The following is a 25,352-nucleotide window of genomic DNA, read 5'->3' on the forward strand; positions in this document are numbered from 1 at the left end:
CGCCCTATGTGCTGGATATAAATGCAAATCGCAAGCTGTCCGTCAGCCCTAAAAGAATTGGGCGATTTTTTATTCACAATGCAATTTTGATTTAATTTAAATATAACTAAGTTTAAAGCCGATCTATTGATGATTAGGCTTCTGTTAGGGTTAATAAAACCCTTGTGGCAATTAGGCAACGTCTAATTCTAGTCACGTCTCTGCCCCAAACAATTCACATTTTGGCTCTTTGATCTCCGCATTCTCCCATCAAGTTCAGTTTCCAGAGGGGCGATTAACCCGACGATTTTTACACCGCGTCTGAAAACAATGTTTTGAGTGCAGAGCGGTCCTGAAAGGAGAATAGCATGCGTATTTTCGTAGCAACCCTTATGGCTTCGACCATGGCAGCTGCCGGCTTTTCGGCTGCTTACGCCGCTGACGCCGTAAACGAAGTGCCGCAGGCACCGGTGTCCTACGACCAGCCCGCACCGGTCAAGGATTGGTCCGGCGCTTACCTCGGTGGTACGGTCAACTATGACTGGGGCCGTTTCAGCTCCAGCAATGACGGCCGTGATGCCAAGGGCTTCGGCGGCGGCCTCTACGGTGGTTACAACATGCAGAGCGGCCAGATCGTTTACGGTGCTGAAGCAGACGTGAACCTGGGCGACGAGAAGGGCTCCGCCGGTACGGTTGCCGGCAATGCCATCGAAGGCAAGCAGGGCGTCAACGGCTCGCTGCGTGGCCGCGTTGGTTACGACATGAACCCGTTCCTGCTCTATGGTACGGCCGGTCTTGCTGTCTCCGACAACAAGGTGCGTGACGCGACCTCCAAGGACAGCGCTACCGCCCTCGGTTATACCGTTGGTGCCGGTGTTGAAGCCATGGTGACCGACAACATCACCGCCCGTCTGGAATATCGCTACAGCGACTACCAGAAGAAGGACTACGGTCTCGACTCAGGCGCATTCTCGCGCGGTTTCGACGATCACTCCGTCAAGGCCGGTATCGGCGTCAAGTTCTGATCCTTCACGGATCGGTAAAGGAAAAGCCGGGGCGCAAACCCCGGCTTTTTTGTTTTTCTGGCCTGTCGGGAGCGCCCGGCGACGTGGGCCGGGCACCATTCCGCTTCGCCTCAGGCGGCTGCCTTCATTTCCGCATAGGCTTCGAAGCGCTTGCCGAAAGTCTCCGGCCATTGTGACAGCGCATCGCGTCCTTCGGCCCATTCACCGGCAAAACGCAAGTCGAGATAACCGATCATCGCTGCCAGGGCGAAATGGCCGCCATGCAGCTTCTTGCCGGTCTTGGGCAGGTTCGCGTTGAGATGATCGAGGCCCCGGACCACTTTTTTCCACTGCTTGTCGATCCACGGCTGATGGAGCTTGTCTTCCGGGCGAAACCGGCGCTCGTAAACGATGGCCAACAGGCAATCCATGATGCCGTCGCAAAGCGCTTCCAGAATTTCCGCTTCCGTGCGCTTGCCGTCCTTTTTCGGGTACAGCTTGCCGCCGGAAAGACGGTTGAGATAATGCATGATCGCCACGCTATCATAAACCGAGCCGCCGTCATCCAGCAGCAGGACCGGGATTTTGCCGAGCGGATTATTCTCCATCAGCGTGGCGGGCTCGGCGCTGGCGTCGACGCGCACATCGGTAATCTCGATGCCGAGATGGCGGGCGGCCATGCGCACCTTGGCGGAATAGGGGGATGCGGGCGAATAAAGCAGTTCCATGGTTGGGTCCTATGGGGTTGATTAGCGTATCGGGATGATTTCGGTGGAGCCGGCGCGGCAGCCTTTGCGGTCAAGCTCGGGGCAGTCGCGGAATGTCATGTCCCTGTTGAGGCAGATCCGTACCTCTTCCAGGCGCTTTCCATCACAGCTGATCGAGATGCCGCGTTTCGACAGGCCGGGATTGGCGTCGGTGAAGGCGGTTTCGATGGCGTCGGCGGAAAGGGTGGCGGCTTGCGCGCCCGAGGCGATCTTGCCCGGCAGCGTCACGGCTTCAAAGGCCGCCCGCGTCACTGAAAAATAATCTTTCTGCGACAGGCCGGAACAGGAGCCGTGTTTGCGCCACTGGTGGCCGATCAGCCCCATGGAGGGCATGATGTCGAACATGGTACGGCCGATGGCGTCAGGCACACGGTCCGGTTCGCCGCTTTTGCAGAATTCGGGATAGCCGTTTTCATTTTGCGGCCAGAGCCCATGCACGACGAAGCCGTAACGCCTGTCGCTGCCGCATTGCTGGCGATTGCCGGAACCTTCCGAACTGGCGCAGAATGCCGGCGACCAGGATAATGACAGCACGTAAAAATCAAAACCCGTGCCGCGAGGGGCAGGGTTGGTGACCGTGTCACGCCGGGAAGTTTCGGGCTGGGAGTGCCCGGCGGGTTGCGACGGGGGATACATGGTCCAGCCATTCGAGGAATTGTTTGAGGCGGGTTTTTCCTGCGAGAACCAAAGGGCCGCAAGCGACAGAAGACCGAAGGCGATGAAACCGGCATAACGCTTCATTCCGTGCACGCTCTCCGGAAAATGGAAGACCTCATATCGCCTGCTGGCGACAAATCGGTCTTACATAAATTTGTGAACGAGGCAAACGGGCAAAAAGGTTGAAAGCTTCGCCGCATAACGAATAGACTCCGGCGAATCTTCCGCGAAAGATGGAAGGGGGCTGGGGTGAAGCTGGAGGAATTAGGCGGCATGACCGCATGAGATTTAAGAAATATATCTGGCCTGTCGTTGGTCTGGCGACGATCGGGTTTTCAGCCTGGCTGCTTTATCATGAGCTGCGCGGTCTTTCGCTCGATGATCTCTGGGAAAGCTTCATGGCCATCCGTGTGCGAGACTGGGTGTGCTCCGGCATGGCCACGCTGCTGGCCTATGCCGCGCTTGCCGGCTACGACCGCATTGCGCTCCAGCATCTCGGTCGCAAGGTGAACTGGCTCTTCATCACGCTCACCTCCTTCACCACCTATGCGCTTTCCCACAATGTCGGCGCCTCGGTGTTTTCCGGCGCCGTGGTGCGCTACCGCGCCTACACGTCCAAGGGCTTGAGCGCTGCCGAGGTCGGCGTTCTCGTTGGCCTTTGCTCCTTCACCTTCATCATCGGAACCATCATGCTCATCGGCATGGTGCTGCTTTACGAGCCTGACATCACCGAACGCTTCACCGGCATTCTTCCCGTTGAGGCCTCCACAACAACAGGCATCCTGCTGCTTGTTATCGTCGGCCTTTACGTGCTTGGCAGTCTCCTGAAGTTGAAACCGCTGAAAATCCGCTCGTTTTTCCTGCCCTATCCGGCACCGAAACTGGTGGCGCAACAGCTGGTCATCGGTCCGATCGAGCTGATCGGGGCCGCGGGGATCATCTATTTCGCCCTGCCGGAGGCCGGAAATCCAGGTTTCATGATTATCCTCGGGATCTTCCTGATTTCCTTTTCGGCGGCGCTGATTTCCCATGCGCCGGGCGGGCTTGGCGTGCTGGAACTGGTCTTCGTCACCGGTCTGCCGGATATGAACCCGGCAGACGTGATCGCGGCGCTGCTGGTTTTCCGGCTGTTCTACCTCATCATCCCGTTCATCATGGCGCTGTTCGTGATCCTGTTTTTCGAGCGATCACAGCTTGCGCAGGCGCAGAAGCGGGAAGGGCTGAGGTAACCCTCAGTCCTCCTCCGGCTTTTCCTCGCCACGCAGCCAGAAGGCGCGGTGAGAGGCGTAGCGGTCCTGCGCCATCACCGTTTTCAGGAAGGGCAGGAGCGTGTGCAGCTCATCCTTCAGCGTATAGGGCGGGTTGACGATGATGAGGCCGGAACCGCTCAGGCCCTCCAGCCGGTCGCTTTTCACGGAAAGCTCGGCGCACAGCATTTTCGGAATGTCGAAGGATTGCAGCCTTTCATGGAAATCCTTGATCGGCGCGCCTTTTTTCAGCGGATACCACAGGCAATAGGTGCCGGTGGAAAAACGCCGATAGGCTTTGTTGAGGCCATCGGCCAGTCGCTGATATTCGTTTTCAAGCTCGAATGGCGGGTCGACGAGGATGAGGCCTCGCTTTTCCTTAGGCGGAAGATGTGCGCCGAGCGATAGCCAGCCATCCAGCTCGGTGACGCGCGCCTGATAGTCGCCCTCGAACAGGCGCGACAGGGCACGTGCATCATCCGGGTGCAGTTCCATTGCCGAAAGCCGGTCCTGCGGACGAAACAGCATGCGCGCGAGTTTCGGCGAGCCGGGATAAAATTGAATGCCGCCCTCCGGATTGAGTTCCTTCACGGCGGTGAGATAGGGTTCCAGCAGTTCGGCAATGGGGGCAGGCAGGTCGGCTTCCACCAGCTTGCCGATGCCGGTCTGCCATTCGCCGGTCTTCTGCGCCTCTTCCGAGGTAAGATCGTAAAGCCCTATGCCGGCATGGGTGTCCAGCACCCGAAACGCCTTGTCCTTGTTCTGCAGGTAGCGCACGAGGCGGGCGAGAACCGCGTGTTTGAGAACATCCGCGAAATTGCCGGCGTGATAGATGTGGCGGTAGTTCATGGATGGGTCTCGCTTGCAGATGGTCAGGATGAATATTCTTGATGGACGTCACTTCGGCCTTTTGGCCGCATCATTGATGCAATATACAAAAGCCATGAACGTTGCGACCCCGATTTCCGCTGAAAAAGCCACCAACAAGACCGAAGCCCGTGTTGGCCACACCGTCTGTCCGCATGACTGTCCGAGCGCCTGCGCGCTGGAGGTCGATATCAATGCGGAAGGCCGCATCGGCCGCGTGCGCGGCGCCAATAGCAATACATACACCGCCGGCGTGATCTGCGCCAAGGTGGCGCGGTATTCCGAGCGCATCTACCATCCCGGCCGTTTGCTGACCCCGAAGCGCCGCAAGGGCGCCAAAGGAGCCGGCGACTGGCAGGAGATTTCCTGGGAAGCCGCGCTGGACGAGGTGGCGGATGCTTTCGTCAAGGCGGAAGCCCGGCATGGCGCAGAGGCCATCTGGCCGTATTTCTACGCCGGAACCATGGGGCAGGTGCAGCGCGATTCCATCGAACGGCTGCGCCACGCCAAGAAATATTCCGGCTTCTTCGGATCGATCTGCACCAACATGGCCTGGACGGGTTACGTGATGGGCACCGGTGCGCTGCGTGGCCCCGATCCGCGCGAGATTGGCAAGGCCGATGTCGTCGTCATCTGGGGCACCAATGCGGTGGCCACGCAGGTCAATGTCATGACCCATGCGGTGAAGGCCCGTAAGGAACGTGGCGCGAAGATCGTTGTCGTCGACATTTACGACAATCCGACGATGAAGCAGGCGGATATGCGCATCGTTGTTCGCCCGGGCACGGATGCAGCGCTCGCCTGCGCCATCATGCACATTGCCTTTCGCGATGGTTATGCCGACCGCGATTATATGGCGCGCTTTGCCGACGATCCGGCAGGACTGGAAGCGCATCTAAAGACGAAGACGCCGCAATGGGCGTCGGAGATTACAGGCCTTTCCGTCGACGAGATCGAGGATTTCGCAAGGCTTGTCGGCACGACGAAAAAGACGTTCTTCCGGCTGGGTTACGGTTTTGCCCGCCAGCGCAATGGCGCGGTCGCCATGCACGCGGCCCTGTCGATCGCCACCGTGCTCGGCTCCTGGCAATATGAGGGCGGCGGGGCGTTCCACAATAACGGCGATATTTTCAGGCTCAACAAGGCGGAACTGATGGGCACGGCCTATGCCGACCCCGATGTGCGCCAGCTCGACCAGTCGCAGATCGGCCCCGTGCTGACGGGCGATGCCAATGCGCTGCGCCACGGCGGCCCGGTGACGGCGCTGCTCATCCAGAACACCAATCCCGTCAATGTCGCGCCCGAACAACGGCTGGTAAAGCAGGGTTTCCTGCGCGACGATCTTTTCGTCGCCGTGCATGAGCAGTTCATGACCGAGACGGCCGATATGGCCGATATCGTGCTGCCGGCCACCATGTTCCTCGAACATGACGATATCTACCGCGCCGGCGGCCAGAACCATATTCTGCTTGGGCCCAAACTTGTGGAGCCGCCGGAAACGGTGCGCACCAATCTTTTCGTCATCGAGGAACTGGCGAAACGCCTCGGCGTCGATCATATGCCGGGTTTCGGCCTTTCGGCCCGTGACCATGTCGACCGCATGCTGAAAGTCAGCGGTTGGGGTGATTTCGACACGCTGGCGGAGGAGAAGTGGATCGATGCGCAGCCGTCTTTCGAGGTGGCGCATTATCTCGAGGGCTTTGGTTATGGCGACGGAAAGTTCCGGTTCAGCCCGGACTGGGCAACGGGGCCGTCTCCGAACAAACCGCCGAAAAATATCGGCGTCATGGGGCCGGTATCGGAGTTTCCGAAATTCCCGGATCAGGTGGATGTCATCGAGGTTGCCGACGCGGATCATCCCTTCCGACTGGCGACATCGCCGGCGCGTAATTTCCTGAACTCCACCTTCGCGGAAACCAAAACCTCCGTACAGAAGGAAGGCCGCCCGGAATTGATGATCTGTGCCGACGATGCCGCCGGTCGCGGTATCGCCGATGGCGACATCGTCCGCATTGGCAATGCACGCGGCGAAGTACGCCTCCATGCGAAGATTGTTGAGGGCGCCAGGTCAGGCGTGCTGATTGCCGAAGGGTTGTGGCCCAACAAGGCGCATCTGGATGGCGAGGGCATCAATGTTCTCACCGGCGCCGATGCCGTTGCCCCCTATGGTGGCGCGGCTTTCCATGACAACAAGGTTTGGCTGCGCAAAGACTGACGGGACATGGAATGAGCAAGTTCGACAATGTGAAGATTGAAATTCTGAAAGACGAGACTCTCTCGAAGAACTGGTATCATCTCCGCAACATCACCTATGATTACACCAATTCGAAGGGTGAAACGAAAGTCATCCGGCGCGAGGCCTATGATCGCGGCAATGGCGCGACCATCCTGCTTTACGATCCGCGCCGCGAGACGGTGGTGCTGGTGCGGCAGTTTCGCGTACCAACCTATGTGAACGGCTATCACGGCTGGCTTCTGGAGGCGCCCGCCGGCCTGCTGGATGGTGACGACCCGGCCGAGGCCATTCGCCGCGAAGTCATGGAAGAAACCGGATATGTCGTGAAAGACGTGCGGTTTCTGTTCAAGTCCTTCATGTCGCCCGGTTCCGTAACCGAAATTCTGCACTTTTTTGCCGCCATCATCGATTCATCGGATCGGGTGGAGGAGGGCGGCGGTGCCGCACACGAGGACGAGGACATCGAGGTTCTGGAGTTTTCACTGGCGGATGCGATGAAAATGATAGAAACCGGCGATATCTGCGATGGAAAGACGATCATGCTGCTGCAATGGGCGGCCCTGAACAAAGTGTCCCTCTCCATCTGAGGGATTGTCTACGGAGTGATTATGGACCGTTCATTGAAAATGGCTGCTGCCGGCGAGGCGGACAGAATACGGCTGGTGGAAAAAGAGACGGTCTGGAAGGGCTTCGTGCATATGCAGAAGCTTATTTTCGACCAGCGCATGCCGGATGGCAAAACGATCCGCATCGTGCGCGAAGTGCACGACCACGGCAGCGCCGCCGCCATTCTGCTTTACGATAAAAAGCGCGACAGCGTGGTGATGGTGCGCCAGTTCCGCCCCGCCGCCTTCGTAAACGGCGATCCAAGCTTCATGATCGAAGTGCCGGCAGGCCTTCTCGATGACGACAATGCCGCCGACGCCATTCGCCGTGAGGCGATGGAGGAATCCGGCTACGCGGTCGAGAAGGTCGATTATCTCTTCGACATGTATGCCAGCCCCGGAACATTGACGGAAAAGGTCAGCCTTTTCGTTGCGCATATCGATCTCGACGTGCAGGCCGGTCACGGCGGCGGCCTGGAAAGCGAAGGCGAGGATCTGGAAGTTCTGACTTACGGTCTCGACGAAGCCTTTGCGATGATCGCGTCCGGTGAAATTACCGATTCCAAGACGATTATCCTGCTGCAATGGGCAATGCTCAACCGTCACAGCCTTTAATATTAAAGACTATGCGAAAACAAATAATGTTTCCGATATTATACTCTAAATTACTTTAAATTCAATTAAAGATTGTTATTGATTAATTTATCAACCCAGATAAGCTTGTTGTGTCTAGGTTCACAAGCGGCTGGGGGCTGGCTATGATTTTGGAAAAAGGTTCGCGCGGCAGTGCCGTGCAAGCTGTCCAGGAAATTTTGAATTTTCTGCATTTCGAGGGGCGTAAATCGGCTTCTGCCGATTACGAAAGCCTCGAGACGGACGGCGTCTTCGGTGCGGATACGGAAGAGGCAGTTCTGTCTTTTCAGGCGCATAGTGGGCTTTACGAAGACGGTCGTGTTGGGCCGGTGACGCTTGCTGCACTCGAAAAAGAGTTCGCCATAAGGCAGCGTGAGTTGTCGTCGCCAATGTCACTCGGATCGCCTGCGGGTTACAGCGTGGAGAGTTGCCCTACAAACGAATTCGGTTCCGGCAAAGAAAAGGGCTATAGACAGGTCAAACTTCGCAGCGATGTGATGATGGCTTACCGACAGGTTAGCGATGAGGTCCATCGTCAGGGTGGATTGATGACATCTTCCGGCGGCATCCGCGATTTGAACGCCACGGTCAGCAAAAACCGCAGCGCCACTTCCTTTCACTACTCAGGGCGGGCGCTCGATCTTTTCATCTGGAGCGGCATGCAGGATCCGGCGACCGACGCCTATGTCGCTCAGCGGATCGGTGAGCGTCGCTACAATGTTTATGCCCGTTGCTGGCAGGATAAGGCTGAAAAAGGTGCTTTGCCGCCGCAGCAGACGATCGCCGATGTCGTGACCAACAAGAACCGCGTCAAGGGAGTGTCCGTCACGGGTCATTTCCTCGACCTGACCGCCCTTTTTGCCAAGAACGGTTTCAAACCGATCCGCGCACGCGCAGCCTTCGAGAAGGGTGGCGATTATCTCGGCGCGGAATGGTGGCATTTTCAATGGGAAGTCGGGCTTGTTCCTGGTGCTTCAACCTTCGGTGCCGAGTTGTTGAAGATATATTCCAAGGCAACCTTGGCCAACACGCCGCCATGGGCCTACCGTGATTATGTCTGGCAGCAGGACTGGTTTTAGATGCTGGCTGGGCACTGTGCCCATAAATTAAAGCCGCGCCTTTAACGAGGCGCGGTTTTTGGGCGGACCTCATTGGGTGTCAGAACCGGCCCTTGATACCAGCGCCCACGAAAATCGACTGCAGGTCGCCGCCGCCGGCATTCTTTTCCGATGTCATGTTCCCGGCGCCCGCGCCGCTATAATGCGTATCTCCGCGCCCGAGGCTGGTATATTCATAGGCGCCATCTATATAGATTGAGGCATTCTGGGTCAGGTCATAGGCAACACCCGCCTTCACCCCGAACATGCCGGCAACGTCGAATTTATCGGTAAAGCGCATGTCGCGCAGCCAATGGTCGTCGGTTGCCTTTGCCGACACCATTGCGCCGCCTTCGAGACCCGCATTGAGCGACCAGTTGCCGAATCTCTGCCCGCCGGTCAGGTTGCCGTAGAAAACCGGTATCTGCTGGCGGTACGTAATAACTTTTTCGCCATCAGCGAAATTGATACGCCCATCCCTTGGCGAGAAGAGGCTGTAAACGAAACTGCCGCCATTGGCAGTCCATTGCACATCCGTATAGCGAAAACCCACGCCTGCGCTCAGATATTGCTGCGGATCGTCCAGCAACATGCGATTGAGTTCGAGACTGCCTGAGAAATAGTGGTCAAGCCGTGTGTCATCATGCTGGGAGCGACTGGCCCAGTTGTTCTTGGAGGTGTCACGGGAAAACGGTCGATACCAGTCATAGTCGGTCATGTAGCCGTCGCCCTCGAAGCCAACGCGGCCTTCCGCCTTGACGCGCCAGCCGGGTGCAAGCTCAAGCCCGAGAGAGCCGCGCAACGCCATGGCGTTTTTCGTTTCCCATTCCAGCTCGCTCAGCTTGCTGCCGCCGATATGAACGGTTTCAGTTGCCCTGAGATTGAGAACACCGGCGTCCAGCGAGGCGGTAATGCCGCTTTGTTCGGCGGCGAGTGGCAGGCTGGTGCTCATCAGCAAAATTGCCGAAAGCGGCAGGGAAAATCTCGAAAATGGCATAATCGCTCCTGAATGACCGGAGGGCCCGAAATGCGGGGCCGTTGCAGGCACTAGAGATGATTATGGTAAATTATCGGTTTATTTTGCCGGAAATACCACTTTAAGTATTGTTGTACTTTAGTGGTGCCTTTATCAGAAAGTGGAAATCAGACTGGAATACTCGGATTTACTTTCATTGCCCGTGAAGACGGCTTTGCCGCCTTCCATCCGCACCTTGCCTTCCGCAAGTCGCTTCAGGGCGAGTGGGTAAAGCTGATGCTCGATGCTCAGGAGCCGCGCCGCGAGCGTCTCGGCCGTATCGTCGGAAAGGACGGGAACAGCGCCCTGAGCGATGGTCGGGCCTTCATCCATGCCTTCGGTCACGAAATGCACGGTGCAGCCGGAAATCTTCATACCGCTGTCGATGGCGCGCTGATGGGTGTTGAGACCCGGGAAAAGCGGCAACAGGGAAGGGTGGATATTGATGATGCGGCCTTCATAGGGAGCGATGAAATCCCCTGATATCAACCGCATGTAACCGGCAAGGCAAATGATGTCGGGCGCGATTTCGCCGAGTGCGGCAAGAATGGCGCCCTCATGCTCGGCCTTGCTGGCATAGGTCTTGCGTTCGAAGACGAGCGTCGGAATGCCGAGATCCCGGGCTTTTTCCAATCCGCCCGCTGAAGCCTTGTCGGAGATGACGCAGACGATCTCAGCCGGAAAATCCGCCGCCTGGCAGGCTTTCGCCAGCGACACCATGTTGGAGCCGCTGCCGGAGATGAAAACGACGACACGTGTGCGACCGGACGACAAGGCGGCGCGCATCATAGGCCGAGAGCACCCTTGTAGATCGTGCCATGTGCGCCCTCTTGCCGGGCGACCATACGGCCGAGCGGGAACACGGTTTCGCCTTCCGCTGTAAGAGCGTCGGTAACCTTGCCGGCATTTTCAGCCGAAACGACCACGATCATGCCGACGCCGCAATTGAAGGTGCGCAGCATTTCCTTGGCCTCGACCCCGCCGGTCTTTGCCAGCCACGAGAAGACCGCCGGAACCTTGATCGCGTCGAGATCGATCTCGGCGGCGAGATGTTTGGGCAGAACACGCGGAATATTCTCCGGAAAACCGCCGCCGGTAATGTGCGCCAACGCCTTCAGCGCGCCGGTCTCGCGGATCGCCTTCAAAAGCGGCTTCACATAGATGCGCGTCGGTGTCAGCAGTGCTTCGCCAAGCTTCCTGCCTTCGGCAAAGGGGGCAGGGGCGTCCCAGCCAAGACCGGAAACCGAAACGATCTTGCGTACCAGCGAAAAGCCGTTGGAGTGAACGCCGGAAGAAGACAGGCCGAGAATGACATCACCTTCGGCAATGTCGCCGGCCGGCAGAAGCTGGCCACGTTCGGCCGCACCAACCGCAAAGCCTGCGAGATCATAGTCGCCATCGGAATACATGCCGGGCATCTCGGCGGTTTCGCCGCCGATCAGCGCACAGCCGGATTCGCGGCAACCGGCGGCGATGCCGGAAACGATGGCAGCACCTTGATCCGGGTCCAGCTTGCCGGTGGCGAAATAATCGAGGAAGAACAGCGGCTCGGCGCCCTGAACGACGAGATCGTTGACGCACATGGCGACGAGATCGATGCCGACGGTGTCGTGATAATCCGCGTCGATGGCGATCTTCAGCTTGGTGCCGACGCCGTCATTGGCGGCCACCAGAACCGGATCGGTAAAGCCAGCTGCCTTCAGATCGAACAGGCCGCCGAAGCCGCCGATCTCACCATCTGCGCCGGGACGCCGTGTCGAGCGCACCGCCGGTTTGATCTTCTCGACCATCAGATTGCCGGCGTCGATATCCACACCTGCGTCACTATAGGTAAGACCGTTCTTGCCCGACTGGCTCATGGCTCTCGTCTCCGCTGGTTCCTTTGGCGTCGCCATTCGCACGGCACGGGGCCTTATGCAAGGGTTTGAGTGGCAAAAGCTCCGGTTTTTAACGGCTTGGGCAGGGCTTGCGATGTGAGGCGCTCACGATGCAGGCTAACCGATGCAACAGACGAGATTGAGCAGGCCGTCATTGGACGTATCGGAATTTTCCTCGATCGGTCGGCCGTTCTCGCCGAAACGGGCGACGATTTCGAAGCCCGCCGCTTCCAGCTGGCGGGTCTGGGTGGCAAGGTCGATGAAATAAAACAGGCCGCTCCAGCGATGCGCCTGATCCACCAGAATGGCATATTCAGGCGTCTGCCGGGTGGCCGGCTGCAGGCGCAGATAGTTGATCCAGCTTTGCGGATGCAGCGAATTCACCACTTCCCGCGGGTGCCAGGATCGCCGGTGCAACGGTATGCCGCCGGCCCGTTTCCACTGCCGGTTATGAAACGAGAAGATGAAATAACCGCCGGGCGCCAAAATGCGGCTGATGGCATGGATGATGGCGAGCCGATCTTCATGGCCGAACGCGCTTAAAATCGCGAGCGCCCCGAGCACGCAGTCAAAGCGTTCCGCATCAAATTGTCCGATCGCCCGCACATCCATGTCGAGAAAGGTGGCTGTCGGGAAATTGCGCCGCGCCAGCGCCAGCACGGGTTGCGAACGGTCGATGCCGATATAATCGCCCACCAGCGGCAGGAGCGGTTTCGTCGTCCTTCCGGTGCCGACCCCAAGATCAAGCAGCCGTTTGCCGGCATAGGCATGCCGAAACTGGTCGAGAATGATGCGTTCGGCCGGGTAAAGCTGCTGGTTGTCGTACCACTCGGCAATGTCGGGGTGATCGAAAAGACCGGCATTGTGTTCCGCGATGCCATTTTCACTGGTGCCTTGCATCGTGCCTCCGGTCGCCGGACATGACAGAGCGCTGCGGGCTCACCCGACTATTATTTGATATTTGTCCAATATCGGCGGTCCGTCAACCTGCCGTTGCGGCCCGAAGCCCCGGAAACGCGGGATTTTGCCGGCCGGACGAGCCTGCATGGGAAAAAGATGGTCAGGCCTGCCGTCGCCTGTGGCCTGTGCGCAACCGCGGCGGTCTTGACCATGTGCATATGGGCATCCTATTTCCATCTTGGGCGGTGACGGCACGGCGACAAGAGGATGAATGAATGCAACCCCATGTAAGCGGTATGAGCCTGCGCCGGCAGGTGTTTTTCTGGATCGGCGTGCTTGCCGTCTTTATCCTTTTCCTGATGGTCTTCAGCTCCATTCTGCTGCCCTTCGTGGCGGGCATGGCGCTTGCCTATTTTCTTGACCCGGTTGCCGACTGGCTGGAGCGTCGCGGTCTCAACCGGCTGATGGCGACGGTCGTCATTCTCGTCTCCTTCGTGCTGATCTTCGCGCTGTCGCTCATCATCATCATTCCGCTCATCGCCGCCCAGGCCTCGGAATTCATCACCCGTATTCCGCAATATATCTCGTCCTTGCAGCAGTTGATTGCCGGTGCCGATACCAACCTGCTGCCGGACTGGGTCAGCAGCCAGATCGACGCCGTGAAGGAGAATTTCTCCAAGCTCCTAACAGAAGGCGCCGGTTTCATCGGCACCCTGCTGACGCAGATCTGGAATTCCGGCAAATCGCTGGTCGATGTCGTGTCGCTGCTGGTCGTCACCCCCGTTGTCGCCTTCTACCTGCTGCTCGACTGGGACCGGATGATCGACAAGGTCGATAGCTGGATACCGCGCGACTACGTGCATACCGTCCGCCAGATCGCCCGCGACATGGACAAGACGATCGCCGGTTTCGTGCGCGGGCAGGGGTCGCTCTGCATCATTCTCGGTGTTTATTATGCCGTCGGCCTGTCGCTGGTGGGCTTGAATTTCGGCCTGCTGATCGGTCTCTTCTCCGGCCTTATCAGCTTCATTCCCTATATCGGCTCCATGGTCGGCCTCATCCTTGCCGTCGGTGTCGCCATCGTGCAGTTCTGGCCGGACTACATCTATGTGTTTCTGACGCTCGCCGTGTTCTTTTCCGGCCAGTTCATCGAAGGCAATATCCTGCAGCCGAAGCTCGTGGGCAAAAGCGTCGGTCTGCATCCGGTGTGGCTGATGTTCGCTTTGTTCGCCTTTGGCGCATTGTTCGGTTTCGTCGGCCTTCTGGTCGCGGTTCCGGCGGCGGCCGCCGTCGGCGTGCTTGTCCGCTTTGCATTGTCGCGGTATCTTGAAAGCGATCTCTATCACGGACACGCTGCCAATCTTCCCTGGGAAGCCAATCCTGGCCTGGAAGAAAAGGAAACGTCCTCCGCCAAGGTGGATGGTCAGGGCTGACGATGACTGACCCAATCAAAACCGATAACGCCCGGTCGAAGGCCGAGCAGCTGCCGCTCGCATTTTCACACCAGGCCGCCTCCGGCAGGGACGATCTCCTTGTGTCCGCGTCGCTTGCGGCCGCCGTCAGCCTTGTCGATGAATGGCCGAACTGGCGCGCGCCGGTCGTCGTGCTGGCCGGGCCGCCCGGTTCGGGAAAATCGCATCTCGCCAATATCTGGAAAAACATCGCCGGAGCCCGGGATATCCACCCGCAGGCCGGCGGCGATGCCGCGCGCGCGGCTGAGAGCGGACCCGTTCTTTTCGAGGATGCCGACCGCCGCGGTTTTGACGATACCGAACTCTTCCACGTCATCAACAGCGTGCGCCAGCACGGCACGACGCTTTTGATGACAAGCCGGCAATGGCCGGCGGCGTGGCCGGTGACACTGCCCGATCTGCGCTCGCGCCTGAAGGCTGTGACGGTGGTGGAGACAGGTGAGCCGGATGAAGGGCTGCTGGCGCAGGTGCTGGTAAAACTCTTCGCCGACCGGCAGCTTTACATGGATGACAAACTCATAGGTTACATCGTCAATAGAATGGAGCGCTCGCTCGATACGGCCCAGACGATTGTGGACCGCATCGACAGGCTGGCGCTTGCGCGCGGAACGAGAATAACACGCCCGCTGGCGGCGGAAGTCCTCAATATGATGGACAGCGCAGCGGCGGGCGGCGGGCTGGACGTCGATTGACGACTGTCACAGTTCCGTCGTCAAACTGTTATACGGGCAAGAAGGACGATCACGCGATGCAACAGGATCACGGGACGGAAACAGGTCAGGGGATGGAACAGGGCATGGACGCTATCGCGCAGGAAGACTTCAACAAGGTTCAACCGGTGACCGAGGGCGAGAGCCTCTGGGATAGCCCCGCCCGTTTTGTGAACCGCGAATTCTCCTGGCTCCAGTTCAACCGCCGCGTTCTCGAAGAAACGCTGAATACGGATCATCCGCTTCTGGAGCGGCTGCGTTTCCTCTCCATCTCTGCCGCCAATCTCGATGAATTCTTCATGGTCCGCGTCGCCGGCCTCGAAGGCCAGGTTCGCCAGAAGATCACTGTCCGGACGCCGGATGGCAAGACGCCCGCCGAGCAGCTGGAAGACATTCTGAAGGAAATCGACAATCTGCAGATGGAGCAGCAGGCCTCGCTCGCCGTTCTGCAGCAATATCTAGCCAAGGAAGAAATCTTCGTCGTGCGGCCTGCCGCACTGTCAGATGCCGACCGCACCTGGCTGGGCACCGAATTCGAAGAGCGTATTTTCCCGGTGCTGACGCCGCTGTCCATCGATCCCGCGCACCCGTTCCCCTTCATTCCCAACCTCGGCTTCTCGATGGGCCTGCAGCTCGACAGCGTCAACGGCCGCGAGCCGATGACGGCGCTGCTGCGCCTGCCGCCCGCGCTCGACCGCTTCGTGCGTCTGCCGGATGACAAGAACGCCATTCGTTACATCACGCTCGAAGATGTGGTCGGCCTGTTCATCCACCGGCTTTATCCGGGCTACACCGTTCGCGGCTTCGGTACTTTCCGCATCATCCGCGACAGCGATATCGAGGTGGAGGAAGAGGCGGAAGATCTGGTCCGTTTCTTCGAAAGCGCGCTGAAGCGCCGCCGTCGCGGCTCCGTCATCCGCATCGAGACCGACAGCGAAATGCCGCAGTCGCTGCGTCAGTTCGTGGTGCATGAGCTTGGCGTGCCGGACAATCGCGTCGCGGTTCTGCCCGGTCTTCTCGCGCTCAACACCATTTCGGAAATCGTGCGCGCGCCGCGCGACGACCTGAAATTCGAGCCTTACAACGCCCGTTTCCCCGAGCGCGTGCGCGAACATGCCGGCGATTGCCTTGCCGCCATCCGCGAAAAGGACATGGTGGTTCACCACCCCTATGAAAGCTTCGATGTGGTCGTGCAGTTCCTGCTGCAGGCAGCGCGTGATCCTGAAGTCCTCGCCATCAAGCAGACGCTTTACCGTACCTCCAATGACAGCCCGATCGTCCGTGCGCTGATCGACGCGGCCGAAGCCGGCAAATCCGTGACCGCTCTGGTGGAACTGAAGGCGCGCTTCGATGAAGAAGCCAATATCCGCTGGGCGCGCGATCTGGAGCGTGCCGGCGTGCAGGTGGTGTTCGGTTTCATCGAACTGAAGACCCATGCCAAGATGTCGATGGTGGTGCGCCGCGAGGATGGCAAGCTTAGAACCTATTGCCACCTAGGCACCGGCAACTATCACCCCATTACCGCCAAGATTTATACTGACCTTTCCTTCTTCACCTGTAATCCGAAGATCGCCCACGACATGGCGAATATCTTCAATTTCATCACCGGTTACGGTGAGCCGGAAGAGGGTATGAAGCTGGCGATTTCGCCCTATACGCTGCGCTCGCGCATCGTGAAGCACATCAACGAAGAGATCGAGCATGCCAAGCGCGGTGCGCCGGCGGCGATCTGGATGAAGATGAATTCGCTGGTTGATCCCGAGATCATCGATTCGCTTTACCGCGCCAGTGCGGCGGGTGTGGAGGTTGATCTGGTGATACGCGGCATCTGCTGCCTGCGTCCGCAGGTGGCGGGACTGTCGGACAATATCCGCGTGAAATCGATCGTCGGCCGCTTCCTCGAGCACAGCCGGATTTTCTGCTTCGGCAACGGTTTCGGGCTGCCGTCCGACAAGGCGCTGGTCTATATCGGCTCGGCCGACATGATGCCGCGCAACCTTGATCGCCGTGTCGAAACGCTGGTGCCGCTCACCAACCCCACCGTGCACGAGCAGGTTCTTTCACAGATTATGCTGGGCAATCTCATTGACAACCAGCAGAGCTACGAGATACTTGCGGACGGAACGTCGAGGCGCATCGAGGTGCGTAAAGGCGAAGAACCGTTCAACGCGCAGCACTATTTCATGACCAATCCCAGCCTTTCCGGACGTGGTGAAGCCTTGAAATCCAGTGCGCCCAAATTGATTGCCGGGTTGATTTCTTCCCGCAAGAAACAGGCTGAATGACTCGATCAGAAGCACAGGGGCGGCTGACCGGCCTTGCCCCCGTTTCCGTCATAGATATTGGTTCGAACTCCGTTCGTCTCGTCGTATATGAAGGTCTCTCCCGCGCGCCCGCGGTACTGTTCAACGAAAAGGTCCTCTGCGGCCTTGGCAAAGGACTGGCGCTGACGGGCCGCATGCATGAGGAAGGTGTCAGCCGGGCGCTGATGGCGCTCAGGCGCTTCCACGCGCTTTCCGAACAGGCGCAGGCGCAGGAACTTTACGTGCTGGCGACGGCGGCGGCGCGTGAAGCGGAAAACGGTCCGGATTTCATCCGCGAGGCAGAAGCCATTCTCGGCTGCGAAGTCGAAGTGCTGTCAGGTGAAAAGGAAGCGCTTTATTCCGCTTATGGGGTGATCAGCGGTTTCCATGATCCGGATGGCATTGCCGGCGACCTCGGCGGTGGTTCGCTCGAACTCATCGACATCAAGGGCAAAAGCTGCGGCGAGGGCATTACGCTGCCGCTCGGTGGCCTGAGGCTTTCCGAGCAATCGGATGGTTCGCTCGAAAAAGCAGCGACCATTGCCAGAAAACACGTCAAATCCTTCGCAAAGCTGCTGACGGCGGGTGAGGGGCGCACCTTTTATGCCGTGGGCGGCACCTGGCGAAACATCGCCAAGCTGCATATGGAAATCACCGGCTACCCGCTGCATATGATGCAGGGATATGAATTGCCGCTGGAGGAAATGCTGAATTTTCTGGAGGAGGTCATTCTCTCCAGGGACAGCAAGGATCCGGCCTGGCAGGCAGTTTCCAAGAACCGCCGTTCGCTTCTGCCCTTCGGCGCCATCGCCATGCGTGAGGTTCTGAAGGTGATGAAGCCGGCAAAGATCGCCTTCTCCGCGCAGGGCGTGCGCGAAGGTTATCTCTATTCGCTGCTGACGGAAACGGAGCGTGATCTGGACCCGCTGCTGGTCACGGCCGACGAACTTGCCATTCTGCGTGCCCGTTCGCCCGAACATGCGCGTGAACTGGCGGACTGGAGCGGCCGCACCTTTCCTGTCTTCGGCATCGACGAGACGGAAGAAGAAAGCCGTTACCGCCAGGCAGCCTGCCTTCTCGCCGATATCAGCTGGCGCGCCCATCCGGATTATCGCGGCCTGCAAGCACTCAACATCATCGCCCATTCCTCCTTCGTCGCCATCACCCATCCGGGCCGTGCCTATATTGCGCTCGCCAATTATTATCGCTTCGAGGGACTGAACGACAACGGCACCACCGAGCCGCTGGCGGCCATGGCGGGCGACCGGCTGCTGGAGCTCGGCAAGTTGCTCGGCGGCCTGCTACGCGTCGTTTACCTGTTCTCGGCCTCGATGCCGGGCGTTGTCGACCACCTGAAATTCCGCAAATCCACCAATCCCGATCTCGATCTGGAATTCGTGGTGCCGCACGATTATTGTGATTTTGCCGGCGAGCGTCTGGATGGGCGTTTGCAGCAGCTGGCGAAACTGACGGGCAAGCGGCTGGCGTTCGTGTTCGAGTAACGCAACGGGAGAGTTTTATTTTGCGATAGGCGTTGCCGGCGGGGTCCAACGCTCGCAGAAGGCTTCGATGTCGCTTGACTGAAAATCGGCAAGCCGCGCCATGATCGTCTCGAATGGCCAATCCCACCACGCGATGGCGGCAAGCCGCTCCGCGATGGGTCGCGAAAACCGCTCGCGAATGATTTTCGCGGGAACTCCGCCAACGATGGTGTAGGGCGGCACGTCCTTGGTAACGACCGCTCCGGCTGCCAACACGGCACCGTCTCCAACCTTTACACCCGGCAGCACAATAACGCCGTGCCCAATCCAGACGTCGTTGCCGATGACGGCGCGGTCCTGCTTTCGCCGGTCGAAAAACGCGTCGTCGCGAACGGCATCCGCCGAGTAATATTCCGGGCAGTAGCTGAAACGATGCATGGATGGCCGGTCCATCGGATGGTTGGGAGCGCCTATCCTGACCTCCGCGGCAATGGCGCAGAACTTTCCGATCGTCGCATCGCCAACCATGCAACGGGGCCCGAGATACGAGTAGTCCCCCAGCTCGGCATTGTTCAGCGCCGTATCCGCCAAAATTTCACAGCATTTGCCGATGCCTGAATCCCTGATGCTCGCTGTCGAATGGACAACGGTTTCGGCGATCTTTGGGCGATTGAATTGCGCGGTCGAATCCATGTCAGTCTCCGGATTTGCGCCTGCCTATCCGGAGATGATGAAGGGCTTGTGACGGTAAATCTTAAGAGGACCCGGTTGCGCCGGCTGCTCCTATTAAAGATCAACCCTGTGCGCCACTCGTGTCCTGCAACACCCTGTCTTTAGGCAGAAAATCACGCAGAAGGCATTTGCCGTCAGTCGTGAGTTTCATCCGCCTTCGCTTGGCTCTTGCTCCAGTAATGGTCGGATATGTTCTGCGCATTCCGGATGATATGGGATGCGACTTCAGGGTCCCCGCCTTCGAATGTTTCCCCGTCGGCTCCGCATAGTCGCAGGAAGAGCTGCTGATGCGCGGTGGCGACAAAATATTCATAGGCGGGAGGCTCGATATCGGAGCCAATGGCCTGAAGTTCTTCGGCGGCCTTTGTGCTGGCCCGCTCAAGCGCCGCGTAAATTGCAGCCATCATCGCTTCTTCTGTTTGTTCAAATATATCCTGGGCTTGCTGTTCGGCGGGTGTCAGGATGGGGCAGCTGTCATTCACGGGGCATTTCTCCTCTTGGTGCGCCTCGTTTCGTTGCCCGATCATATGTCATGGATTGTGTCCGCATTGCGGGAAACGCCGGGATCAATGCATTTTAAAGTGGATTAACCGTGCCCCAACGCCTTCCTGATGCAGGCGCTGAGATAGGCATATTGCAGTGGTGTGATCTTTGCCATCGCTTCGGTGCGGGTGGCGGGCCTGTCTTGATAACCGACGGGAATATCAAACTGGGCGAAGGTGAAATCCCAGCGAATGTCATCGACGATATTGTAGAAATGATCGGCGCCGCTGACGGCGGTTTTGGCGATCTCACCGCCGAAAATATCCTGAACCACCAGGGCGGTGACGCTGCCCTGTCCGCGGGCGGGGTTTTCCCGCGACCACAGGCTGCTGGTCTCGCCCGACCAGCTTTTCCTCAGCGCATAATAAAGTCGTTCGGCATGATCCTGCATGAAGGGGTCTTTCCCGTTTCGGAGCCGGGCTCCGGGTCAGGCATGACTAGAAAAAAGCGGAGCGCCGCGCCTCCCCTGGAGGCTGCAAGGACGCTCCGCCCTGTTGAATATGCGCGGTCGCGCGGGTGGTGCCGGAACCAGTTCCGGCACCGTTTTGCTTACTTGGCGTCGAGCAGATCCTTGACTTCAAGGAGGACGAATTCGTTATCGTCAGCCTTGTCCAGCGCGCGGCCGGCCGAGAAGGGCAGGTTGTTGTCGTTGCCGACGATGATGTGCGTGGCGTCAACGCGGTCGACATTCTCGATGGTGACGAAAGGCATGTCGTAATAACCGTTGCCGCCGCCCTGGCGCTTCTTGTTATCAGGATCGGAGATTTTCAGAAGATCGATATAGCCGATCTTGCGCGCGGCCTTGCCGACATTGGCGTCGTTAAATTCGATCTTGTAGATGCGCTTGACCTTGGAAGCCCGGGCGAAGCAGTCGGCGGCCGGAGCCTTGGGGTCGGCGCAGGCCTTGTCGGCGGTGCCGGCACCGTTGTCGCGCTCGATGACAAGAGCGGTCGCGTCATCCAGCATGTTGAAGTCGCCGATCGCCTCGCCGCCTTCCGCCAGCGGATAAAGCCAGGTGCGGCCGGTCCACTCTTTCTTGGCGGTGTCGAGTTCGATGATCCGAAGGCCGGTCGAACCGCCTTCGGTTTTCTCTACCTGTCCGTCAGCGGTGTAGAGCGGGCCTTCCAGCAGGCCGTAGAGCTTCGAACCGTCCTTGGAGAGCGCCATGCCTTCATAACCGCCTGATCGTTTCAGGTTGAAGGCAGGCATTTTCTGCGTCGGGTTGCCGGGCAGGGCCAGAGCCGGGTGATCCGGGGACTTCACCTCGATGTCACCGGCCTTGGTGGCGATGACGTCGGTCAGCTTGCCGTCACGTGTGAATTTCAGGATGTAAGGACCGAATTCCTCGCCCACCCAGAAACCATCGGCAACCGGCTGAATGGATTCGACATCGAAATCGGCGCCCGTCAGGTAACGCTTTGCGGTGCCTTCCAGAACGATCGGGAACGGTGCCTTCATGTCCGGGTCGGAGAGGAAGACGGTTTCAAGCGCGTTGACCTTGCCGGCGTCCCAGTCGAACTTCAGATGGTGAAGCATCAGCATGGCGTCGCTGGAATTCAGCTTGGAACCGAAACCATTGTCGGAAAGGCTCCAGAAGCTGCCGTCCGGCATTGCCTTGATGCCGGAAAAGCCCTGCATCGGCTGGCCGTTGAACGGCATGGAAAGGCCGGTCGGGCGAACGCCGTCCTTGCCGGGCACGGTGCCGAGGCCTTCAGCGCGCTTGCGGTCTGCCGTGGTGAACTTGGCGGACGTCTTGAGGTGCTCCGGCGCATCGGTCGGTGCGGCGATGATGGTGTTGGCCGGCAGAATGGCGTGGGAGACCAGCTTTGCCGGAAACTCCTTCTCAGCCGCGTGCGATGCGGTGGCGAGCGCGAGAACCGCGCAGGATGCGAAAAGAATGTGCTTCATGATGGAGACCCCTCGATACCTGTTGAAGACAGGATTGAGGCGATAGGGTCGCCGCATGACAGGCAGGTGATTGTCGTTTGAAGCTTTGATGAATTTTGATGACGGCTGCCGTATCCAAACGGAACGGCGCGGCTTTTTCCAGCCAATTGCCCTTATGCGGCAGGGGCCTGATACTGGCTGAGCGTGCATACACCCAGCGTTTGGCCACGGCCCTTGACCGCATGTTCGCCGAGATATTCGCTGCGCACACCCTTTGGAAGCACCAGCTGATGGGCAAGGTCGGCGGAAATCAGCACCGGGTGGCCGAGCATCTTGCTCAGTGATTCGAGTCGCGAGGTCGTGTTCACCGTATCGCCGAAATAGGTGATCTTGTGATGGTCGACGCCGATTTCTGCGGTAATGACAGGCCCGCCATGGATGGCAAAGCGCAGGCGCGGCACTTCACCGAAGCGGGAAATCCACATGTTGCGTTTTTCTTCGATGGTCGCCAGAATATCGAAGACACAGCGCACGCAGGCCGCCCGCCTGATCGCCATGTGATAGGGCCAGGTGATGATGGCGGCGTCGCCAATATAGTCATCGATGACGCCGCCGTGTTTCCTGACCGGTGCGGCATAGCTCGCGAAGATTTCGCCGAGAAACTCCTGGGCCTTCAGGTCTCCATTGGTTTCGGCAAAGGAGGTGGAGCCGACAAGATCGATGAAGATGAAGACGCGGTCTTCGCTGACCGGCCGGCGATAGCGCCCGAGAATGAGATCGATGAAGATGTCGCGACCAAGAAGTTCACGCACCCGCATGATAAAAACGATGATGCCGCAGACGATGAGGGTGAAGACGAGCGTCTGCACTTCTGCATGCACCGCCCGTTTCCAGGTGCCGGGAAATATCCCGCTCAGCCACAGGATGGTGCCGCCAAGCCCGAAACCGCAGAAAACGAGAACGGCATAGATGATCAGACCGACGGCGATATAGACCGGTGTCGGCAATGCGCTGACCCGCCGCGACAGGCCGGGCATGATGTAACCGCGCTCAAAAGCGAGAATGGGTGCGCAGGCAAATAACGCATAGGTCGCGCCGATCAGCGCGCCGCCGCCATATTCCAGAAAGGCGTAGGCCACCCCGGCGCCGGCCACGGCAACGAAGAGCACCACGTAATCCAGAATGGGCAGCAATTTTCTCATGTCGGTTCTTGGGTCTCGGGAAGGGAAGCCTTGGGTCTCGGGAAGGAAGAACTGGCCGCTCCCGTCGGCGAAGCTTCTGTTGCGGTCATATGCGACATTAATGTGGAAAATGCGCTGCAAAAAGTGACCTTTCGGTAAGGTCACATGAAGGATTGGAAAGGTTGTTGCCCTGTTGCCGCAAAACGGGCACCGATGCCGCGTTACGTCTAATATGATGTTCTGTAATAGACCGTTTCAAGCGGGGATTGCGGCCGGTCGTCCGGTGACCGGTTGGACCATTCGACGGGAAAGGCGGCAAAACGCAGCCGGTTGCCGTCGATCCATGCCCGGTCGAACAGGGTATCTCCCTTGCCGGCGAAGTTGGCGGCCGCGCAGGTCCTGCCTTCGACATTAAAGGGGGTGTTCTCCTTCCAGCCGCTCAGGCCGCAGCCGACGCCTTTCGGGTCGCCATTATAGTGCGCAACGACGTCTGCGTCGTTCGGCGTCATGGTGATCGAGGTGACGGTATGGGCAAAGAGCAGGCTGTCGTGCTCTTTCAGACCGCCATCCAGCGTGCCTTCGTAACGCACCTGCACCGTGGGTTGCTGGCAGCCGTTGCGGGCATAGATCTGCGAAACGGCGTGCATGCGGTCGCCGCGTATCGTGATGCGGGTGATGACGCCGTGCCAGTCGCTCTTGCCGATCCTCAGGCAGTCGGTCGTCCATTCGCCCTGAAGGTCGACCTTGCCGTCGTCGGCGCGGGCGGGAAGGGCGGCAGGGATGGGGAGAATACCTGCGGCCGCCAGAAGGGCGACCAGCAGCGGCGTGCGGGCAGGTTTCATGGAAAGACCCTCAAAGCGCAAACATCGGCAAAGAGATGGAACGCGATACGGGCAAAATTGGGGTAGAGCAGTTCCAGTCAAAGCGGAAACTCTCCAGCGGCGGGCGGGTGATTACGGCTCGCTTGCCGCAACCTCAACCGCCTCGACCTTCTTGCCGGCAAAACGCAGGGCCACTTCGCCGTTGATGAGTTTCAGCGCCACATCGCCGAAGAGTTCGCGCCGCCAGCCGCTCAGTGCCCCCACGGTCGCGTTTTCGCCTTCAGCGGCGATCTTGTCCAGATCGTCGCTGTTGGCGATGACCTTGGCGGCAACGCCGTGTTTGTCGGCCGTCAGCTTCAGCAGAACCTTTAAGAGTTCCACGGCAGCACCGGAGCCTTCCGGCGCGTGGCTGTGGCGCGGCGCCTTGGGCATTTCCTCTTTCGGCAATGCCAGCGCGGCATTTACGGTTTCGACGATGGCGGTGCCGGAAGTGGAGCGTTCCCAGCCTTTGGGGATTGTGCGCAGGCGCGACAGCGCCTCGGCATCCTTCGGCTGCTGCTGGGCGATTTCGAAGATCGCATCGTCTTTCAGGACGCGGGAACGCGGCACGTTGCGGGAACGCGCCTCACGCTCGCGCCAGGCGGCGACGAATTTGAGGATGGCGAGTTCGGTCGGCTTGCGCAGGCGCGATTTCAGCCGCAGCCACGCATCGTCGGGATGCATGTCATAGGTGTCACGCGATTCCAGAATATCCATCTCTTCGGTCAGCCACAGCGAGCGGCCTTCGCGCTCCAGCTGCGCCTTCAACGAGAGATAGACGTCGCGCAGATGGGTCACGTCGGCCAGCGCGTAATCCAGCTGCTTTTCGGTCAGCGGGCGGCGGCTCCAGTCAGTGAAGCGCGAGGATTTGTCGATCTGCACGTTCTTGATCTTTTGCACCAGCTGGTCGTAGGAGATCGAATCGCCGAAACCGCAAACCATGGCGGCGACCTGGGTGTCGAAGATCGGGTGCGGGATGAGCCCGCCGAGATGGTAGATGATTTCGATATCCTGCCGCGCGGCGTGGAAAACCTTCACGACAGCAGGATTGGCCATCAGCTCGAAAAGCGGCGTCAGATCGAGACCCTTGGCGAGCGGATCGACCAGCACTTCAAGCGTCGGGCTTGCCATCTGCACGAGGCACAGCTCCGGCCAGAAGGTCGTTTCCCGCAGGAACTCGGTGTCGATGGTGATGAATTCCGATTTCGCCAGTTCCGTGCAGGCTTCGGCGAGGGCGGCAGTCGTTTCAATCATTGCAAATGGCCACTCGTGAAAATTATCCGTCTTACTTTCCCTTTG

At 59.0% G+C, this 25,352-nt stretch carries 24 protein-coding genes; 10 read left to right on the forward strand and 14 right to left on the reverse strand.

Features of this window, described 5'->3' with window-relative positions:
- The first annotated feature begins 347 nt into the window (after positions 1–347).
- Complete coding sequence (locus tag CFBP6623_RS04235; protein ID WP_046798835.1) at positions 348–1,004, forward strand: outer membrane protein; 657 nt, start codon at positions 348–350, stop codon at positions 1,002–1,004.
- A 110-nt stretch (positions 1,005–1,114) separates the two neighbouring features.
- On the opposite strand, the gene CFBP6623_RS04240 is transcribed toward CFBP6623_RS04235, so the two are convergent.
- Positions 1,115–1,711, reverse strand: coding sequence for a glutathione S-transferase (locus CFBP6623_RS04240; RefSeq protein ID WP_046798836.1), 597 nt, complete (start codon positions 1,709–1,711; stop codon positions 1,115–1,117).
- A gap of 21 nt (positions 1,712–1,732) precedes the next feature.
- Complete coding sequence (locus CFBP6623_RS04245) at positions 1,733–2,491, reverse strand: ribonuclease T2 family protein (RefSeq protein WP_052820367.1); 759 nt, start codon at positions 2,489–2,491, stop codon at positions 1,733–1,735.
- 197 nt (positions 2,492–2,688) lie between these two features.
- On the opposite strand from CFBP6623_RS04245, the gene CFBP6623_RS04250 reads away from it, so the two are divergent.
- Complete coding sequence (locus tag CFBP6623_RS04250) at positions 2,689–3,636, forward strand: lysylphosphatidylglycerol synthase domain-containing protein (RefSeq protein ID WP_046798838.1); 948 nt, start codon at positions 2,689–2,691, stop codon at positions 3,634–3,636.
- A 3-nt stretch (positions 3,637–3,639) separates the two neighbouring features.
- Here the strand turns inward: CFBP6623_RS04250 and CFBP6623_RS04255 are convergent, their stop codons facing one another.
- Positions 3,640–4,503, reverse strand: coding sequence for a 23S rRNA (adenine(2030)-N(6))-methyltransferase RlmJ (locus tag CFBP6623_RS04255; RefSeq protein WP_052820368.1), 864 nt, complete (start codon positions 4,501–4,503; stop codon positions 3,640–3,642).
- A gap of 28 nt (positions 4,504–4,531) precedes the next feature.
- Between CFBP6623_RS04255 and CFBP6623_RS04260 the strand changes: the two genes are divergently transcribed.
- The 4 genes from CFBP6623_RS04260 (at position 4,532) to CFBP6623_RS04275 (ending at position 9,074) form a co-directional block, all read left to right on the forward strand.
- The gene (locus CFBP6623_RS04260; protein WP_167379154.1) at positions 4,532–6,736 is read left to right on the forward strand and encodes a molybdopterin-containing oxidoreductase family protein; all 2,205 of its coding nucleotides are present in this window, start codon (positions 4,532–4,534) and stop codon (positions 6,734–6,736) included.
- Between the two features lie 11 nt (positions 6,737–6,747).
- A complete protein-coding gene (locus CFBP6623_RS04265) occupies positions 6,748–7,344 on the forward strand; it encodes an NUDIX domain-containing protein (protein WP_046798841.1) in 597 nt (198 codons plus the stop codon).
- Between the two features lie 21 nt (positions 7,345–7,365).
- Complete coding sequence (locus tag CFBP6623_RS04270; RefSeq protein ID WP_046798842.1) at positions 7,366–7,977, forward strand: NUDIX domain-containing protein; 612 nt, start codon at positions 7,366–7,368, stop codon at positions 7,975–7,977.
- Positions 7,978–8,120: 143 nt separating this feature from the next.
- Entirely contained in the window at positions 8,121–9,074 is a 954-nt protein-coding gene (locus tag CFBP6623_RS04275) for a peptidoglycan-binding domain-containing protein (RefSeq protein ID WP_046798843.1), read from the forward strand.
- Between the two features lie 79 nt (positions 9,075–9,153).
- Here the strand turns inward: CFBP6623_RS04275 and CFBP6623_RS04280 are convergent, their stop codons facing one another.
- The 4 genes from CFBP6623_RS04280 to CFBP6623_RS04295 all read right to left on the reverse strand — a co-directional run bounded on the left by CFBP6623_RS04280 (position 9,154) and on the right by CFBP6623_RS04295 (position 12,884).
- Positions 9,154–10,089 (reverse strand): omptin family outer membrane protease, encoded by a 936-nt coding sequence (locus tag CFBP6623_RS04280; protein ID WP_046798844.1) that lies wholly within the window; start codon positions 10,087–10,089, stop codon positions 9,154–9,156.
- A 132-nt stretch (positions 10,090–10,221) separates the two neighbouring features.
- Entirely contained in the window at positions 10,222–10,896 is a 675-nt protein-coding gene (purN, locus tag CFBP6623_RS04285) for a phosphoribosylglycinamide formyltransferase (RefSeq protein WP_080842178.1), read from the reverse strand.
- A complete protein-coding gene (purM, locus tag CFBP6623_RS04290) occupies positions 10,893–11,966 on the reverse strand; it encodes a phosphoribosylformylglycinamidine cyclo-ligase (protein ID WP_052820373.1) in 1,074 nt (357 codons plus the stop codon). The genes purN and purM overlap by 4 nt, the downstream gene beginning before the upstream one ends.
- 135 nt (positions 11,967–12,101) lie before the next feature.
- On the reverse strand, positions 12,102–12,884 hold the full coding sequence (locus tag CFBP6623_RS04295; protein WP_080842177.1) for a class I SAM-dependent DNA methyltransferase: 783 nt from the start codon (positions 12,882–12,884) through the stop codon (positions 12,102–12,104).
- A gap of 275 nt (positions 12,885–13,159) precedes the next feature.
- Here CFBP6623_RS04295 and CFBP6623_RS04300 point away from each other — a divergent pair, with 275 nt between their 5' ends.
- The 4 genes from CFBP6623_RS04300 to ppx all read left to right on the forward strand — a co-directional run bounded on the left by CFBP6623_RS04300 (position 13,160) and on the right by ppx (position 18,871).
- Positions 13,160–14,317 carry an AI-2E family transporter gene (locus CFBP6623_RS04300; RefSeq protein ID WP_080842176.1) on the forward strand — a complete coding sequence of 386 codons (1,158 nt, stop codon included), beginning with the start codon at positions 13,160–13,162 and terminating at the stop codon, positions 14,315–14,317.
- A 2-nt stretch (positions 14,318–14,319) separates the two neighbouring features.
- Positions 14,320–15,048 (forward strand): DnaA regulatory inactivator HdaA, encoded by a 729-nt coding sequence (gene hdaA / locus CFBP6623_RS04305; RefSeq protein ID WP_080842175.1) that lies wholly within the window; start codon positions 14,320–14,322, stop codon positions 15,046–15,048.
- Between the two features lie 104 nt (positions 15,049–15,152).
- Positions 15,153–17,351: an RNA degradosome polyphosphate kinase gene (locus tag CFBP6623_RS04310; RefSeq protein ID WP_046798971.1), complete on the forward strand. Its 2,199-nt coding sequence runs from the start codon at positions 15,153–15,155 to the stop codon at positions 17,349–17,351.
- Positions 17,348–18,871 carry an exopolyphosphatase gene (gene ppx / locus CFBP6623_RS04315; protein WP_046798850.1) on the forward strand — a complete coding sequence of 508 codons (1,524 nt, stop codon included), beginning with the start codon at positions 17,348–17,350 and terminating at the stop codon, positions 18,869–18,871. The genes CFBP6623_RS04310 and ppx overlap by 4 nt, the downstream gene beginning before the upstream one ends.
- 15 nt (positions 18,872–18,886) lie before the next feature.
- Here the strand turns inward: ppx and CFBP6623_RS04320 are convergent, their stop codons facing one another.
- The 7 genes from CFBP6623_RS04320 to rnd form a co-directional block, all read right to left on the reverse strand.
- On the reverse strand, positions 18,887–19,543 hold the full coding sequence (locus CFBP6623_RS04320) for a DapH/DapD/GlmU-related protein (protein WP_046798851.1): 657 nt from the start codon (positions 19,541–19,543) through the stop codon (positions 18,887–18,889).
- Positions 19,544–19,716: 173 nt separating this feature from the next.
- A complete protein-coding gene (locus CFBP6623_RS04325; RefSeq protein ID WP_046798972.1) occupies positions 19,717–20,064 on the reverse strand; it encodes a hypothetical protein in 348 nt (115 codons plus the stop codon).
- 104 nt (positions 20,065–20,168) lie between these two features.
- Positions 20,169–20,516, reverse strand: a complete 348-nt coding sequence (locus tag CFBP6623_RS04330; protein WP_046798852.1) for a YunG family protein — start codon at positions 20,514–20,516, stop codon at positions 20,169–20,171.
- 158 nt (positions 20,517–20,674) lie between these two features.
- The gene (locus CFBP6623_RS04335; RefSeq protein ID WP_046798853.1) at positions 20,675–22,033 is read right to left on the reverse strand and encodes an esterase-like activity of phytase family protein; all 1,359 of its coding nucleotides are present in this window, start codon (positions 22,031–22,033) and stop codon (positions 20,675–20,677) included.
- Between the two features lie 152 nt (positions 22,034–22,185).
- On the reverse strand, positions 22,186–23,214 hold the full coding sequence (locus CFBP6623_RS04340; protein ID WP_046798854.1) for an adenylate/guanylate cyclase domain-containing protein: 1,029 nt from the start codon (positions 23,212–23,214) through the stop codon (positions 22,186–22,188).
- A 206-nt stretch (positions 23,215–23,420) separates the two neighbouring features.
- On the reverse strand, positions 23,421–24,035 hold the full coding sequence (locus CFBP6623_RS04345; RefSeq protein ID WP_046798855.1) for a hypothetical protein: 615 nt from the start codon (positions 24,033–24,035) through the stop codon (positions 23,421–23,423).
- Between the two features lie 111 nt (positions 24,036–24,146).
- Positions 24,147–25,307, reverse strand: coding sequence for a ribonuclease D (gene rnd, locus CFBP6623_RS04350; protein WP_052818588.1), 1,161 nt, complete (start codon positions 25,305–25,307; stop codon positions 24,147–24,149).
- Positions 25,308–25,352: the final 45 nt, after the last annotated feature.

The sequence above is a fragment of the Agrobacterium tumefaciens genome (genome assembly GCF_005221385.1).
Classification (GTDB): Bacteria; Pseudomonadota; Alphaproteobacteria; order Rhizobiales; family Rhizobiaceae; genus Agrobacterium; species Agrobacterium tomkonis.